The sequence below is a fragment of the Bradyrhizobium sp. F1.13.3 genome (genome assembly GCF_040548265.1).
Lineage (GTDB): Bacteria > Pseudomonadota > Alphaproteobacteria > Rhizobiales > Xanthobacteraceae > Bradyrhizobium.
Window position 1 is genome coordinate 203,861 of sequence record NZ_JBEPRI010000010.1, and the last position, 16,523, is coordinate 220,383.

General features: G+C 64.3%; 10 protein-coding genes and 1 pseudogene. 4 read left to right on the plus strand and 7 right to left on the minus strand.

Going from position 1 to position 16,523, the window contains the following annotated elements:
• Nucleotides 1-55 precede the first annotated feature (55 nt).
• Nucleotides 56-853: an AraC family transcriptional regulator gene (locus ABIB66_RS26050; RefSeq protein ID WP_354205126.1), complete on the minus strand. Its 798-nt coding sequence runs from the start codon at nt 851-853 to the stop codon at nt 56-58.
• 59 nt (nt 854-912) lie between these two features.
• Here ABIB66_RS26050 and ABIB66_RS26055 point away from each other — a divergent pair, with 59 nt between their 5' ends.
• Together ABIB66_RS26055 and ABIB66_RS26060 are read left to right on the plus strand one after the other, a co-directional pair.
• Complete coding sequence (locus ABIB66_RS26055; protein ID WP_027519745.1) at nt 913-2,085, plus strand: MFS transporter; 1,173 nt, start codon at nt 913-915, stop codon at nt 2,083-2,085.
• 436 nt (nt 2,086-2,521) lie between these two features.
• On the plus strand, nt 2,522-4,789 hold the full coding sequence (locus tag ABIB66_RS26060; RefSeq protein ID WP_354205129.1) for a cation:proton antiporter domain-containing protein: 2,268 nt from the start codon (nt 2,522-2,524) through the stop codon (nt 4,787-4,789).
• On the opposite strand, the gene ABIB66_RS26065 is transcribed toward ABIB66_RS26060, so the two are convergent.
• Together ABIB66_RS26065 and ABIB66_RS26070 are read right to left on the minus strand one after the other, a co-directional pair.
• Nucleotides 4,786-7,944, minus strand: a complete 3,159-nt coding sequence (locus tag ABIB66_RS26065) for an efflux RND transporter permease subunit (RefSeq protein WP_354256080.1) — start codon at nt 7,942-7,944, stop codon at nt 4,786-4,788. The genes ABIB66_RS26060 and ABIB66_RS26065 overlap by 4 nt on opposite strands.
• Nucleotides 7,945-7,959: 15 nt before the next feature.
• Nucleotides 7,960-9,153 carry an efflux RND transporter periplasmic adaptor subunit gene (locus ABIB66_RS26070; RefSeq protein ID WP_354205133.1) on the minus strand — a complete coding sequence of 398 codons (1,194 nt, stop codon included), beginning with the start codon at nt 9,151-9,153 and terminating at the stop codon, nt 7,960-7,962.
• Nucleotides 9,154-9,408: 255 nt separating this feature from the next.
• Here ABIB66_RS26070 and ABIB66_RS26075 point away from each other — a divergent pair.
• Nucleotides 9,409-10,227, plus strand: a pseudogene (locus tag ABIB66_RS26075) (ABC transporter substrate-binding protein).
• 123 nt (nt 10,228-10,350) lie between these two features.
• Here ABIB66_RS26075 and ABIB66_RS26080 read toward each other — a convergent pair.
• The 4 genes from ABIB66_RS26080 to ABIB66_RS26095 form a co-directional block, all read right to left on the minus strand.
• A complete protein-coding gene (locus ABIB66_RS26080; RefSeq protein ID WP_354205137.1) occupies nt 10,351-11,424 on the minus strand; it encodes a hypothetical protein in 1,074 nt (357 codons plus the stop codon).
• 41 nt (nt 11,425-11,465) lie between these two features.
• The gene (locus tag ABIB66_RS26085) at nt 11,466-11,915 is read right to left on the minus strand and encodes a cupin domain-containing protein (RefSeq protein ID WP_354256083.1); all 450 of its coding nucleotides are present in this window, start codon (nt 11,913-11,915) and stop codon (nt 11,466-11,468) included.
• 77 nt (nt 11,916-11,992) lie between these two features.
• The gene (locus ABIB66_RS26090) at nt 11,993-13,834 is read right to left on the minus strand and encodes an ATP-binding protein (protein ID WP_354256086.1); all 1,842 of its coding nucleotides are present in this window, start codon (nt 13,832-13,834) and stop codon (nt 11,993-11,995) included.
• Nucleotides 13,835-13,975: 141 nt separating this feature from the next.
• Nucleotides 13,976-14,608, minus strand: coding sequence for a cupin domain-containing protein (locus ABIB66_RS26095; RefSeq protein WP_007595614.1), 633 nt, complete (start codon nt 14,606-14,608; stop codon nt 13,976-13,978).
• A gap of 218 nt (nt 14,609-14,826) precedes the next feature.
• Here ABIB66_RS26095 and ABIB66_RS26100 point away from each other — a divergent pair, with 218 nt between their 5' ends.
• Nucleotides 14,827-16,518 (plus strand): peptide ABC transporter substrate-binding protein, encoded by a 1,692-nt coding sequence (locus tag ABIB66_RS26100; protein WP_354205142.1) that lies wholly within the window; start codon nt 14,827-14,829, stop codon nt 16,516-16,518.
• The last annotated feature ends 5 nt before the right edge of the window (nt 16,519-16,523 follow it).

Below are 16,523 nucleotides of genomic sequence, written 5' to 3' on the forward strand. Positions count from 1 at the left end.
ATGCCCGGGACAAGCCCGGGCATGACGACCTCTTGTGTTGTGAACGTTCGCGGCCCTACCTCCCCGCAAACTCCGTCGGCGTCCGCCCTGTCACCTGGCGAAACGCGGCGGAAAACGCCGGCACGCTGGCATAGCCGAGCTGGGTCGCGAGCTGCTTCACCGACACGTTGGCATCGGTCGACAGCCGCTGGATCGCCGCCGCAATTCTTGCGCGCTGGCACCAGCTCTTGAAGCTCAGCTGCGTCTCAGTGGAAAACAGCCGCGACAGCGTGCGCGCTGATGTTCCGACCTCGCGCGCCAGCGTGTCGATGTCGTGCAGGCCGGTGGGATCGTCGAGCACGATCATGGCCGCGCGCCGGCAGCGCGGCTCGTGCGGCAGCGGCACGAAGGTCGCGGAATCCTCGGCCTGGACCAATTCCAGCATCACCAGGCGAACCAGCAGATCAGTCCGCTCCTCGGTATTGCGCGCGTCGAACAGTGCGAGGATCGCCTGGTTCAGCAGCGGCGACACCCGCACCACGAATTCCTTGGTCAGTCCCTCATGGCGCTGCTCGCGCTTCAGCCAGGACAGGTCGAAATACAGCGTGCGCATCTCGATGTCGGCGAGCAAATCGATGGCGTGCTGGAGCCCGGCCGGCACCCAGACCGCGCGGTCCGGCGGCACCAGCCAGCGCCCTGCCGGCGTCGTCACCTGCATGGTGCCCTTGGCGGCATAGATCAGCTGGGCCTCGCGGTGCATATGCGGAGCGATCCGCATGCCCTTGGGGTAGTCGCGCGCGACCAAATGCACGCCCGCAGGGGAGCGATGGTTGCTTCGGACCGCCCGGAGGATTGGCGTCTCGACGACAGTCATTGGCAGCATCCCGTCATGCCCAAGACATATAACTCATTTCGGAGCAGGAGAGGATTCCCATGAACAGCCCCAGCCGGGTGATCAGTTTCGTCAATGCGGGCCATTTCATCGACCATTACGCGATGCTGATTTTCGCCGCCGCGGTGATCATCATGGGACCGGCGCTCGGCATGGCCTATTCGGAACTCTTGCCTTACGCGACGCCGGGCTTCGTCGCCTTCGGCGCGGGCTCGCTGCTCACCGGCTGGCTCGGCGATCGCTGGAGCCGCCGCCACATGATGCTGATCTTCTTCGTCGGCATCGGCGCCTCCATGATCTCGGTCGGCTTCGTGCAGACCCCGGCGCAGCTCGGCGCGGCGCTGTTCGCGATTGGCATTTTTGCCTCGATCTATCATCCCGTCGGCACTGCCATGATTGTGTCCTACGCTGACAGGCTCGGCCGCGAGATGGGTATCAACGGCGTCTGGGGCAATCTCGGGGTCGCGTCGTCGGCGCTGGTCACCGGCGTGATCGGCCAATATCTCGGCTGGCGCTTCGCCTTCATCGTACCCGGCATCGTCACCATCCTGATCGGCATCGCCTTTGCGATGATGGTCGTGCACGAGGACCGCAAGGGCTCGAAGCAGGCGGCAGCGCAGGCGCGGGTCGCCAAGCAGGACATGTGGCGCGTGATTCTGTCGCTGCTGATCGTGGTGATCGCGATCTCCACCACGTTCAATGCCGTCACCGTGGCGCTGCCAAAGCTGTTCGCGGAGCGGCTTGCCGATCTCACCAAAAGCCCGGCGCTGCTCGGCGTCATCGCCGCCTGCGTCTACGTATTCGGCGCGATGACGCAGTACACGATCGGCCGGCTGCTCGACCGCTACTCGCTGAAGACAGTGGCGCTGCCGCTGTCCTTCATGCTGGCGCCGTTTCTGTATCTGGCCGCGAGCCTGTCCAATTTGCCGCTGATCCTGGTTTCGATCGGCATCGTCATGGGCGCGTTCGGGCAGGTCACGGTCAACGATGCCATGGTCGGCAAATACACCAGCGAGGAATGGCGCTCGCGCGCCTATGCCGTGCGCTATTTCATCGGCTTCACCGCGGCCGGCGCCTCGGTCGGCCTGGTCGCCTGGCTCTACGAGCAGGGCGGTTTCGTCACCATGCTGCACGCCTTCGCCGCACTCTGCCTGCTCGCGATCGCAGCCGCGATCATTCTCCCGCGCGAGATCAGGACACCGCAGGCGGTGTGAGGGATCTGCGTGAGGCGCGCGCCCGTTTCAACCGCGTCATTGCGAGAAGCGTAGCGACGAAGCAATCCAGAATCCTTCCGGGGAGGGACTCTGGATTGCTTCCGCCTTCGCTAAAGCTTCGGCGGACAAGTCGCTGCGCTCGCAATGACGGCGGATGTGGCGGCGGCTCGCTTAGTCTGCCGATGATGCCATCATGCCAGTGTTTTGCCCGACGGAGCAAGCAATTTCGGCAAAGACGAAATTCTGGCTTCGGCGCACACAAATTTTTCTCCAGCCTTTTCAACCCCATCTCTACTGTGCATGGGGTTGTTTTCGCGCTTTTTGGTGTTGCCTCCCTAACCACCTGCAAGCGACAGGAACCTGCTGCGCCTGCCGCGGGTTCTATCCCCGTCATCCCGGCACCTCGCCGGGGCAGATGAAGGGGTAAAATTCCTGCATGCAGTGGAGCCTGCTCCGACCGGTCGGCCTTGTCCCCGCGGCGCTTGTCCTCACCACCGTTGCGGCCAGCGCCGAGGGCGGCAAATCGGCCGGTCCGTCGGAATTCCTGCTGGTGGCGCAGATCGTGCTGTTGATCGCGGTCGGCCGCGGTCTCGGCGAGATCATGCAGCGCCTCGGCCAGCCCTCGGTGATCGGCGAACTGCTCGCCGGCATCCTGCTCGGTCCCTCGCTGTTCGGTTGGGTCTGGCCTGACGCACAGCACGCAATCTTCCCCAAGACGCCCGAGCAGAAAGCGATGATCGACGGTATCGCGCAGTTCGGCATCCTGCTGCTGTTGCTGCTGACCGGCATGGAGACCGACCTCAAGCTGGTCAGGAAGGTCGGCAAGGCCGCGATCGCAATCTCGATCGCCGGCATCCTCGTGCCCTTCGCTTGCGGCTTCGCGCTCGGCGAGTTCCTGCCCGACTCACTCTTGCCGAATTCGCAAGCCCGCCTGGTTGCGTCGCTGTTCATGGGCACGGCGCTGTCGATCTCCTCGGTGAAGATCGTCGCGGTGGTTGTGCGCGAGATGAACTTCATGCGCCGCAATGTCGGTCAGATCATCGTCGCCACCGCCGTCATCGACGACACCATCGGCTGGATCATCATCGCCGTCATCTTCAGCCTGGCCTCGCACGGCACGCTGGATATCGCCTCGGTGGCGAAAGCCGTGCTGGGCACGCTGGCCTTCCTCGCCATCAGCTTCACCATCGGCCGCCGCCTCGCATTCCAGTTGATCCGCTGGGCCAACGACAATCTCGTCAGCACCGCGCCGGTCATCACGGTGATCTTGCTGATGATGTGCGCGATGGCGCTGATCACGCATCTGATCGGCGTCCACACCGTGCTCGGCGCCTTTGTCGCCGGCATTCTGGTCGGCGAGTCCCCGATCCTGACGCGGCAGATCGACGAGCGCCTGCGCGGGCTGATCTCCAGCTTCTTCATGCCGGTGTTCTTCGGTCTGGCCGGCTTGAGCGCCGACCTCACCGTGCTCCGCGATCCCAACCTGCTGATGCTCACCGGCCTGCTGGTCGTGATCGCCAGCGTCGGCAAGTTCGGCGGCGCTTTCATCGGCGGAACCGTGGGCGGGTTGAACACACGGGAGTCGCTGGCGCTCGCAAGCGGGATGAACGCGCGCGGCTCGACCGAGGTCATCATCGCCACCATCGGTCTCTCGATCGGCGTGCTCAGCCAGAACCTGTTCACGATGATCGTGACCATGGCGATCGTGACCACGATGGCAATGCCGCCGATGCTGCGCGCGGCGCTGGCGAAGCTGCCGATGAGCGAGGAGGAGAGGGAGCGCCTGGAGCGCGAGGAGTTCGAGAAGCGCGGCTTCGTCGCCAATCTCGAACGTCCCTTGCTGGCAGTGGACGAAAGCGTCAATGCCAGCTTCGCCGCCCACATCGCTGGCCTGATCGCGGGCATGCGTGGCCTGCCGATCACCGTGCTGCACATCGGCAAGCGCGCCAAGGAGCAGGAGAAGGGCCGCGACGAGGAAGAAAGCCCCGAAGCGGTGGTGAAGAAGGCGGCTGAAGCGGTATCAGCGAGCGGTGACCAGGATGTCCGCAACGTCGATGTCACGACGCGAGTCCGCAAATCCGGGCTCGGTGAGACGATAGGAGACGAAGCGAAGAAGGGCTTCGATCTCCTTGTCGTCGGTATCGACAAGGTCGCGGCCACCAAGGATCGATTCGACCGCAAGATCGAGGATATTGGAGCGGAGTTCGAAGGGCCGCTCGCGATCGTCGCGGCCAAGGGCAAGCACCTGAAGCAGCCGATGCCCGAGGCGCTCAACATCCTCGTTCCGGTCTCCGGCAGCGGCGTCTCCAAGCGCGGCGCCGAGGTCGCGGTCGCGCTGGCGCAGGCGGGATCAGGCTCGCTCCGGGTGATCTATGTCGCGACGACGCGCGACAAGGGCGCGCAACGCGGCGCCTCTCGTGGTCTGAGCCAGGAGGCCGGTATCCTGAAGGACGCTAGCGATCTCGCCGCCCGCTACGAAGTCGACATCACCACGACCTTGCGCGCGAACCGGGCGCCTGAAGCGGCGATCCTGCGCGAGATCGAGACCACCGACGTCGATCTGGTGGTGATGGGCGTCGATCGCATCCAGGCCGATCACCTCTCCTTTGGCGGCGTCGCCGACGCCGTGCTCAGGCAGGCAAAGGTCTCGGTGCTGCTGGTCTCAAGCGGCGAGGCGCGGCCGAATTCCACGGAGAAAGCCTAGGACTTCACCTCGGCCACTGCCACCGTCTTGGACGTCTTCTTCGACGCACGCCAATTCTCGAAGCGCTGCACCACCACGAAGAACGCCGGCACGAACAGCACCGCGAGGCAGGTCGAGGCCAGCATGCCCGAGAACACGGTGATGCCGATCGACTTGCGCGCGCTGGCGCCGGCGCCGGTTGCGAGGACCAGCGGCACCACGCCGAGGATGAAGGCGAACGACGTCATCAGGATCGGGCGGAAGCGGGCGCGCGCAGCTTCGATGGCGGATTCCAGCACCGGCTTGCCGTCGCGGCCGTGCAGCTCGAGCCCGACCTCGACGATCAGGATCGCGTTCTTGGCCGAGAGCGCGATCAAGAGGATCAGGCCGATCTGGCAATAGAGGTTGTTGTCGATCTTCAGGCCGTTGAGGATCAGCATGGGGCCGAGCAACGACAGCGGCACCGCCAGGATGACCGAGATCGGCGCGTACCAGCTCTCGTACTGGCCGGCGAGCACGAGATAGACCAGCAGCATGGCGAGCCCGAACACCCAGTAGATCTGGTTCGAGACGGCCTTCTCCTGATAGGACATGGCAGTCCATTCGTAACCGGTGCCCGGCGGCAGCGTCTTGTCCGCGATCTCCTCCATCAGCTTCAGCGACTGGCCGGAGGAGTAGCCCTGCGCGGGCAGGCCGATGACGGTCGAGGACGGATAGAGATTGTAGAGGCTGATCAGCGAGGGGCCGGTGGCCGGCGTGATCGTCGCGACGGTGCCGATCGGGATCATGTCGCCGTTCGAGTTGCGCACCATCATGTTGGCGATGTCGCGCTCGGTGACGCGGAAGGCGGGATCGGCCTGGGTGTAGACCTGGAACACGCGGCCGAACTTGTTGAACTGGTTGACGTAGGACGAGCCGAGATAGGTCGACAGCGCCGCGAACACCTGGTCCGTCGTGACGTGCAGCGTCTGGGTCTTGATGCGGTCGATCTCGACGTTGAATTGCGGCACCGAGGAGCGGAACGAGGACTGGACGCGCTGCAGCGCGCTCTGGCTCTGGCCGTTGGAGACCATCGCGCCCGTGATGGCCTGGAGCTTGGCGAAATCGCTGTTGCCGTCGCGCAGCTCGACCTGCATCGAGAAGCCGGCCGCGTTGCCGATGCCCTGGATCGGCGGCGGCGGCAGCACCAAAGTGCGTGCCTCCATGATCACAGCGAGCTTGTCGTTCAGCCCGTAGACCAGCGAGCGCAGATCTTCGCCCGGTCCTTTGCGCGCGTCCCAGTCCTTCAGGATGATGTAGGCGACACCGGCATTGGCAAGGCTGGCGCTGTTGTCGAGTGCGGAGATGCCGGCGATGGTGATGACCTGCTGGACTCCAGGCGTGTCCTTGATCAGCTCGCTCGCTCTGTCGAGCACCTTCTGGGTCCGCTCCAGCGCGGCGCCGTCCGGCAGTTGCACGGCGGCGATCAGATAGCCCTGGTCCTCGATCGGCAGGAAGCCGGTCGGCACTCGCGACAGCCCGTAGCCGCCGATCCCGATCAGCACCAGCGCGAATGCGACCGAGATCGTGGCATGCCGGCACAGGAAGCCGATCAGCCTCGTGTAGCCACGCTCGACGTGATCATAGACCGCGTTGAAACCCCGGTAGAAGAAATTGCGCTGCTCGGGCGGCACGGTCGGCCGCAGCCAGAGCGCACATTGCGTCGGCTTCAGCGTCGCGGCGTTGATAGCAGACAAGAGCGCGGTTGCCGCGATCACCAGTGCAAATTGCGAATAGATCCGGCCCGTGAGGCCCGCGAGGAACGAGGCCGGCAAGAACACCGAGATCAGCACGAGCGTGATGCCGACGATCGGCGCGAACAGCTGGTCCATCGCCTTGATCGCGGCGTCGTGGCCATTCATGCCCTGCTCGATGTTGTGAGCAGCACCCTCCACCACGACGATGGCGTCGTCGACGACGATGCCGATCGCGAGCACGATCGCGAACAGGGTCGACATGTTGATGGTGAAGCCGAGCGCCGCCATGGCGGCGAAGGCGCCGATGATGGTGACCGGCACCGTGGTTGCCGGCACCAGCATCGCGCGCCAATCCTGCAGGAACACCAGGATGACGACCAGCACCAGCAGGCCGGCCTCGATCAGGGTCGTGTAGACCTCGTGCACCGAGGCCTGCACGAATTTGGTGGTGTCGAACGGCGTGTCGTATTTCATTCCTTGCGGGAAGGCCTTTGCAAGCTCCGCCATCTTCTTCTCGACGGCCTGCTCGACCTGGAGTGCATTGGCGCCGGGCGACTGGAACACGCCGATGCCGGTGGCCGGCTGCTTGTTCAGCGAGAAGATCTGGCTGTAGGTCTGCGCGCCGAGCTCGACCCAGCCGACGTCGCGCACCCGCGTCACGTCGCCGCTGGTGCCCGATTTGACGATGATGTTCTCGAATTCGGTGGTGTCGTCGAGCCTGCCGTTGACGTTGAGGGTATACTGAAACGCCTGTCCCGACGGTGTCGGCGGTGCGCCGACCTGGCCGGCGGAGACCTGCTGGCTCTGCTGCTGGATCGCCTGAATGACATCCTGCGGCACCAGGCCACGAACCTGCAGCTTGTTCGGATCGAGCCACACCCGCATCGAATATTGGCCGGCGCCGAACACGGTGACGTTGCCGACGCCGGGCAGGCGCGAGAGTTCGTCGCGGAGGTTGATGGTGGCGTAGTTGCTCAGATAAAGGCTGTCGAACGTCTTGTCGGGCGAGGTCAGCGTCACGAACAGCAGGATCGACGTCGACCGCTTCTGCACGGTGACGCCCTGGTTCTGCACCGACTGGGGCAGTTGCGACAGCGCGCTGGAGACGCGGTTTTGCACCAGCACCTGCGCGAAGTTGAGGTCGGTGCCGATCTTGAAGGTCACGGTCAGCGTATAGGTGCCGTCGGAGCCGCTGTAAGACTGCATGTAGAGCATGTCCTCGACGCCGTTGACCTGCTGCTCGATCGGCAGTGCCACGGTGTCGATCACGGTCTTGGCGCTGGCGCCGGGATAGCGCGTCGTGACCTGCACCGTCGGCGGCACCACATCGGGATATTGCGCGATCGCGAGGTTGAACAGCGCGACGCCGCCGATCAGGATCATCAGCAGCGCGATGACGTTCGAGAGGACCGGCCGCTCGATGAAGAACTTTGAGATCATGGCTGGCGCTCCTACTTACTTGGCAGACGCCTGCGGCTGCTCGATCTTCGTCACCTGCGGATCGATCTTCTGGCCCGGAATCACCCGCAGCAGCCCTGCGGTCACCACGCGATCGTCCGGCTTCAAGCCGCTTTCGATCACGCGCAGGCCGTTGTCGACGGGACCGATCTGCACCTTGCGTTGCTCGACGACGTTGCCGCCGTTGACGACGAGGAGATAGCGGCCGCCCTGGTCGCTGCCGAGCGCGGTGTCGGGCACGAGCAGGGCGTCCTTCTCCTGGGTGAAGGGCACGCGAACGCGGACGAAATAGCCGGGCAGCAGCACCCGCTTGTCGTTGGGCACGAGACCGCGCACCGCGAGCGTGCCGGTCGACTGGGTGAGGGTCGGGGCGACATAGTCGAGCTTGCCCTCATGCGGATAGCCGGCCTCGGTCTGCAAACCGACTTGAATCGGAAATTGCTTCATGTCGGCGGCGGTCAGCCCCCGGCGAGCGGCCTCGGCACGGATGCGCAGCACGTCCTGCTCGTTGACGGTGAAGTTCACATAGATCGGGTCCATCGCAACGATGGAGGCGAGTTGAGTCGGGGAGGAGACCCCGACGAGTTCGCCGATCGAGACCATGTGCGCGCTGACGATGCCGTCGAATGGTGCGCTGACCTTGGTGTAGCCGTAGTTGACTTCGGCGAGGCGGGTATTGGCCTGGGCCTGCTGGAGGTTGGCTTGTGCGTTGTCGCGGTTCGAGGTCGAGTTGTCCAAGGTCGCTTGCGAGGCCGCTTGCCGCTGCACAAGATCGCTCTGCCGCTTGTAATCGGCTTCCGCCTGCCGGAGCGAGGCCTGCGCGCCGGCCTCGGCCGCCTGCGCCTGGTCGAGCTTGAGCTTGTAGGTCTCGGGCTCGATCGTGAACAGCTGGGTGCCTTGCTTGACGAACGCGCCGTCCTGGTAGTCGATCGATTGCAGGAATCCCTGCACGCGCGCGACGAGATCGACATTCTTGACCGGCGCGGTGTTGCCAGTGGCCTCAACATAGCGGGTCACCGGGCGCTGCACCGGCGCGGCCACGTCCACCTTGGGCGGGGGCGGCGCGACGAACGTATTTTTGTCCTCGCAGCCGGTGAGCGCGGCCACCGCCATCGCGGCGGCCAGTGCCTGCCCGACATGTCTCCACGCTCCGTTGCGCCGTGCGGGAGATGCGGGATTCGCGCAGGTCATTCGGTGGCCCCCGGTTGCTGTCTGTCGGGGCGGGAGGCTACCAACAAATGCCCGGACGTGGAACACCATAGCCATGGCAGTCGTCGGCCTTGTGCTACAGCCTGCGCTGTGGCCTTTGGCAGTTTTGCCATCACAAACCGCTTTTCATCGCGCGCAGGATCGACCAGAATAATGTCAAAGGCCCTGCGGCGGCACGCGGAGTAGTCGGGACGAACAAGAGAAGAATAAAAGAAGAAAAGGTCGGGAGATCATGACATGCCCACGTCTCTCCAGTCGGTGCTTGAGTCGGTCCTTGCCGGCCTCGTTCTCGCAGCGGCGGTTGCCATGCCCGCGCTAGCCGATGGTCTGAAGGACGAGATCGCGCCGACCGGCAAGCTGCGGGTCGCGATCGCGATCAGCCCGGCGGGCGGCGCGTTCTGGTCCACCAAGACCGAAGCCGGCTATGCCGGCGTTCCCGTCGATCTCGGCAAGGAGATGGCTGCGCAGCTCGGCGTGCCCATCGAATATGTCGTGCACCAGAATTCCGGCCAGATCACCGATGCGGCGTCGAAAGGCACTCTTGAAAAAGGTGCTTAGGACGTCACCTGGCTGCCCAAGGACCCCGAGCGCGAGTCCAGGATGATGTTCGGCCCGATCTACGAGGTCGCGGACGCCACCTACATCGTCAAGCCCGGCTCGAGCGTCACCAATTTCGTCACGCTCGACCAGCCCGGCATCAAGGTCGCGGCCGTCAACGCCACCACCACCATGCGCGGCGCGGTCGCGCATTTGAAGAACGCGAAGGTCACGGGCTATCAGACCTACGACGAAATCTTCGGCCTCCTGAAGAGCGGCGAGATCGACGCCTTCGCGCTGTCGCGCGACCAGCTCAACAAGATGGCGCAGAGGATTCCGGGCACGCGAGTGCTCGACGAAACCTTCAAGAAGACCGTCACCGCAGTCGCTGTGCCGCTCGGTCATCCCCAAGCGCTCACCTTCGTCGCCAAGTTCATGAACGAGGCGGTGACGAATGGCACCTTACGCAAAGCCTATGATAACAACGGCCTGAAGGACACGCCGATCCGCACCGAATAGGACGGGCCAGTGCGATCGGATACGAACAGCTGGGAGGCTGCCGAACGTGCTCGGTCTGCATGGTTCGAGACGCCGCTTTGGCGGGCTCCTCGCCATGAGCGTTTGATGTCGCAAACCGCGACCTCAGCGCGGTTTGATCTCTGCGTATTTCGCCATCGCCTTCTCGAACTTCCGCTTGAACAGCCACATCGCCGCGAGGATCTCGCGGAAGCTTGCGGAGGTGCGCGCCCGGTCGGCCTGTCCAAAAGCAAAAATGCTGTTGTTGCGCAGGTGCTTCATGATGGTCGGACTGGACACCCTGTAGTTCAGGAGATCGCCGGACTTGAGCGCCGACCGCGTCGGCGTGGGAACGATCTGGATCAGCTCGAACAGCTTCATCTGGTCGATCGGGTCGGGCAGCGTCTTCACGATTCCCGGGATATCCCGGAAAACATCCGCATGCGCGTTCATTAGGCCGTCGCGCACATTGGTCCAGTGATTGAAGCGATAATCGGTGCCGCGGGCCCGCGCCTCCTCTTTGTCATCGCGCGCGCTCAAGTCGGGATCGGCGGCCGCGATCTCGGCCTTGATGGCCTCCCATTTCCTGCGCCCGTTGCGGTCCTCGGACGGGCCGGTCTGGAAGCTGCCCATATAGGTGTTCGAGCGCCCGTTGCGGACGTTCTGCTTGCCGTTGGTCTCGGCGAAGAACAGCCCGAGGCTGATGCGGCCCGCGGCTTCGGCGTGGTCAGGCGCAAGCCCCTTGGCGCGCGCGATCGCGACCGCGAGATCGACGACGTCCTTGAACGGCGTCCCCGAGTTCTGCGCGCCGGCCGGCGGCGCTTCCATGATCTCGAACAGCTTTGAGTATTCGTCCACCAGCGGCTCGATGTCGGCATCGAAATAGGCCGGAGGTATCTCGAACTTGTTGGGCCTGCCGATCCGCGACGGCATGGCGTCGGTGAGATCCTTGTAGGCACTGATCACGGCGACGCGTGCCAGATACAGCGCCTGGCCCGGCAGGTTCGGCAGCGGCTGCTTCGCCTCGATCTGGCGGCGCCGCTCGGCCAGGATCGCCTTGAAGTCGTCGAGCGCACGCTCGTAGGAGGCAAGCGCTTCCGCTTGCCTGGCCGTGAGCGTTTGCGCCCGGCTCGGGACGAACGTCGTAAGGAGCAGCCCAAGCGCCGCGGTGATTGCGAGGAGTTGACGTCGTGCAGGCATGGCCGGTTCCCCCAACGATTCGTCGGTCGGGGGATCGTAGCCTAGTCGTTGGCTTCGGGCGGCAGGAAGTCGACCTCGTGCAGCGCCGAGATGCGCACGACCTCGGCCGGGTCGGTCAGGTCATGGAGCTGGTTGAACAGCGCCTCCAGCTTCTGCATCGGCGAGACCCAGAACAACGCGCGGGCGGGCTTGTCGGATTTGTTGAAATAGCCGTGCGGGATACCGCGCGGCAGGCGCACGAGGTCGCCGGCATGAGCCTTCACCCATTTGCCGTCGAGCTTGAGGTCGAGTGTGCCTTCCTGCACCAGGATGAATTCGCCCTGGGTCGGATGGATGTGCACCGGCACGAACTGGCCGGGATCGCTGTTGGTTTCGAACGCGAAGGTGGACTCGGTGACCGCCTTCGGGAAGTAGACCTGGCCGAGGATGTTCCAGGTCTTGCCGCCATACCCCGTACCGTTCGCGGTGATGCCTTTTTCGAGTGCAGTCATGGCTCGCCTCCAATGGGATTGTAACTGAGACGGAGTGTTGCGCAGCAGCCATGCGCTGTCCATGCGCAAGACTCGCACTAATGCCCGTCGCGTTCAGCCGCCTGCCTGCGCAGAAAGCCTTCGAGATCAGCCTGCACGGAATAGGGCGTCGGGATCGGATCGCCCGCGTCGTCGACAGCGGTGTCGAGAGAGCGGCGCAGCATGCGCGCGAGCTCGGCCTTGCGGTAGGGCTTGGTCAGAAGCGGCGCGCCCTTGGTGGCGCGTCCCTGCGAATGCGGGGCGTCGTAGGCATAGCCCGACGTGAAAAGCACCCGCAGCGAGGGGTGCGCTGCCACCATCTCGTCGGCGAGCTCTCGTCCGTTCAAGCTGCCGGCCATCACGATGTCGGTGAATAGCAGGTCGAAGGGCGTGCCTTCGGCCGCGATGGCCAGTGCCTCGGCCGCATTGGCGGCCGGGATGACCTTGTAGCCGAGGCTTTCGAGCTGGACCGTGACGTACTGGCGGACGTCGCGGTCGTCCTCGACACAAAGGATGGTTTCCGTCCCGCCCACGACCTTGCGCTCGTCATAGGCGGCGGGGCGAAGCGTGCTCGCCTCCGCCTTCGGCAGGTAGATCGTGAAAATCGTGCCGCGTCCTTCCTCGGACGAGACCTTGATGCCGCCGCCGGACTGCTTGACGAAACCGAACACCATGCTGAGCCCGAGCCCCGTGCCCTTGCCGACGTCCTTGGTCGAGAAGAAAGGATCGAAGATCCGCTCCAGAATGGCCGGCGGAATGCCGGTGCCGGTGTCGGCGATCTCGATCTCGACATAGTCGCCGGCATAGCCGGCCCCGACCGCCACGGCCTCGCGGACGCCGAACACGACGTTGCGCGTCGTCAGCGTCAGTCTGCCGCCATCGAGCATCGCGTCGCGGGCGTTGATCGCGAGGTTGAGAAGCGCCGAGCTCAATTGGCCGCGATCGACGAGGGCGAGCCAGACGTTGCCGTCGAGCCGTGTCACGATCTCGATCTTCTTGTCGAAGGTTGCCAGCAGCAGCTTTGCGAGCTCTTCGAGCAGTTCATTGATGTCGCTCTCGGCCGGCTTGAGCGCCTGCTTGCGGGCAAAGGACAACAGGCTCGACGTCAGCGCGGCGCCGCGATCGGCGGCGTCGCTGATCAGCTTGGTGATGGTCGCGAGCGGCGGATTGTCCTTCACGGCGTCGGCGAGGATCTCGATCGTGCCCGTGATCACGGTGAGCATGTTGTTGAATTCGTGCGCGATGCCGCCGGTGAGCTGGCCGACCGCCTCCATCTTCTGGGCCTGGATCAGCTGCTCCTCGGCGGCGCGCTTCCGGGTGACGTCCTTGACGAAATTGTTGATGAGGGTGCGACCCCCGATGTGGAGCGCCGTGCTGGACGCCTCGATCAGGATCTCGTCGCCGTTCCGGTGCAGCAGGGTCGCTTCGAACCGGATGCCGATCGGCGTATCCGACAGTTCCGGCAGCAGCCGCATCATGCGTTGCCTGAAGCCGTCGCGCAGTGGCTCGGCAATGAGGAGGTTGACGACGTCGGTGCCGAGCGCCTCCTTGCGCGTCCATCCCGTCAAGGCCTCGGCCTGAAGGCTCCATTCCAGCACGATGCCGTTCTGGTCGGTCTGAACGAAGGCGTCGAGCGCGGTCTTGATGACGGCTTGCGTCATCTGTGCGCTGGCCCGCGCCTGCTCGGTCAGTAACGCGGCGGCGCGTTTTTCCTGCGCCATTTCGATCGCGCGCGTGCACAGACGAGCGAGCAGGACGGCAGTGGCGCCGCTTGCGAGCAGGGCGACGATCTGAGCAATGCCGAACCCGATTCCGGTCGCGGCATAGGAGACGAGGAGAGCCGCCGCGGTCACGATGACCTGCGTGGCCATCGCGAGTGTCAGAAGCCCCCTGAGTTTCATGGTCTCACACCAGCGCGTCAGTCGCGGACCCCTCGTGTCCGCCCTGTCAATGTCCGGCTCCACGTGAGCTACAGATGTCAGCTACAGATTCCGCGCGGCGGCGTCGAGGGGCAATTTGCGGTGGTGTCGGGTGGTGGTGCTTCAACCTGCCGGCGAATCGGTCTGGCGTAGCGTCGTCACCCAGATCACGCGCGCCGTCTGCTGGGTCGGGTTGTCGAACATGTGCGGCACGATGCTCGGAAAGCGAAAGCTGTCGCCGGCCTCGAGCAGGTGGGCCTGGTTGTCGAGCCACAGTCGCAGGCTGCCGGAGAGGATATAGCCCGCCTTCTCGCCGGTGTGCTGCAGGAAGTCGGTGCCGGACGAGGCGCCGGGATTGAGCGTGAGCTCGTAGAGTTCGAGCTGGCCTTTGTCTGCCGGCGTCAGCGCCTCCTTGACGACGCCGCTGGCGGTGAGCCGCAGCAGGCGCCGGCTGTTCTTGCGCACGATGTAGCGCTGCACGTCGGCGGGATCGGTGGTCTCGAAGAAATAGGAGATGGGAACGTCGAGCGCGATGCTGAGCAGGCGCAGCGTGCGAATCGACGGCATGGCACGCGCGCGTTCGAGCTGGCTGATCATGCCGTTGGAGAGGCCGGTCTTGTTGGCGACGTCCTGGATCGACAGGCCCGCACGCTGGCGCAGCAGCCGCACGGTCTCACCGAGGCGCTGGTCGACGGCGTCGTCGGCTTCGATCGCCGGGGCATCCTTCGGATCGTTGATCTCGCCGCGACCATCCATGTCGCTCTCCCATGCATCATCTCAGCCCGGAGGACGACGGTCCGGAGCTTCAGTCGAAGTGAAAAGGTCGCGCATCCTAGCAATGCGATTGACAGCTGTATTTAGTCGTGATGAACTTTTGATAGAAAAATTTAGAAGCACTAAAGCCCACTCCTGTCCCTTGCCGGGGATCTCGGGGGCGCGGGAGACGGTGCCGCGTGCGACAACGGAGAGTGGTCATGGCGGACGACACCGGGAAGTTCGGCGTTGGGGCACTGCATCTCGGCAATCCGAATCGCCGTCAGATCTTTCAGCTCGGTGCGGGCGCCGCGGCGGGATGGACGCTATCGGGCAACGCATTTGCGCAGACCGAACGCCCGACCCAACCGCCGGACAAGCCGCGCGGGCAGGTGATCGCGGCGCTGTCGCAGGAGCCGACGGTCTTTCATCCCCTGATGCCGGGCATCGAAGTCGATCAGGGCATCTGGTGGCAGGTGTTCTCGCCGCTCTGGTTCATCGATCCCGACGGCAAGTTCGTTCCCGACCTCGCCCGCGAAGTCCCGACCCTCGAGAATGGCGGCCTGTCGGCCGACGGCCTGACCTGGAAGATCAAGCTCCGCAGCGACGTGAAATGGCACGACGGTACGCCGTTCACGGCCGAGGACGTCAAGTTCTCGCTCGAGCTGATCAACAATCCCGATTTCCGCGCGCGCAGCCGCGTCGGCCATAGCCTCGTGAAGGACATCAAGGTCGTCGCGCCCGACGAGATTCACTGGCGCATGGAAGCGCCCTATTCGCCCTATATGTCGATCCTGGGATCGCTGACCTTCATCGTGCCCAAGCACATCCTGGAAAAGGTGACCGATCCGAACGCCTCGCCGTTCCACAACGCGCCTGTCGGCACCGGGCCGTTCCGCTGGGGCGAGCGCGTTCCCGGCGACCACATTCAGTTGAATGCGCATGCCGGTTACCACGGCAAGGGACCTTACGTTGAGCGCGTGGTCTTCAAATACATTCCCGATCTCACCGTGCTCTACACTCAGTTCCGTACCGGGCAGGTCGATTACACCGGCCTGCAAGGCATTTTGCCGAACTTCGTGCAGGAGGCGAAGACGCTGAAGGGGCGCAAGATCTTCGTCTCCTCGACGTCGTCGGTGGAGCACATCGCGCCGAATCTGGAGTTCGGCGCGTTGGCGGACCGCACCGTGCGCGAGGCGCTTTATCTTGCGATCAACAAGCAGGCGATCATCGACGCGCTGAACTACGGCTTGCCGACGCAGACCGAAAGCTTCGTGCCGCAACAGGCCTGGTCGTTCCAGCAGGGACTGCCGCAGCACAAATACGATCCGGCCAAGGCCAACACGCTGCTCGATGCGGCCGGTTGGGTCCGCGGCGCTGGCGGCGTGCGCGAGAAAGGCGGCGTCAAGCTCGAGTTCGCCAATTCCACAACGTCGGGCAATGCGGTGCGGGAGCAAACCCAGCAACTGCTGATCCAGGACTGGCGCGCGATCGGTGCCGCGATGCGCGTGAACAACATGCCGGCGGCCGTGATCTGGGGCGATTTCTGGCAGCAGTCGAAATTCAATTCGGTGATCGTGGGGGTGAATTTCATGCTGGGCAGCGACCCCGACGTGACGCCTCGCTTCGGCTCCGGCGCCATTCCTGCCAAGGGTGGCCGCGGCTACAACACCTATCAGTATCGCAACCCTGAGGCGGATCGGCTTCTCGCAGAAGGTGCCAAGCAATTCGATCTGACGCAGCGCAAGTCGACCTATGGCAATCTGCAAAAGCTCATCCGCGACGACCTCGCGATCCTGCCGCTGTTCCAGGGCTTCATCGCCGAGGGCGTGAAGGAAGGGCTCCAGGGTTTCCGTCCCAACATCAACATGTCGATCAACTGCTGGAACATCCGCGAATGGTACTGGGCTTGATGGTT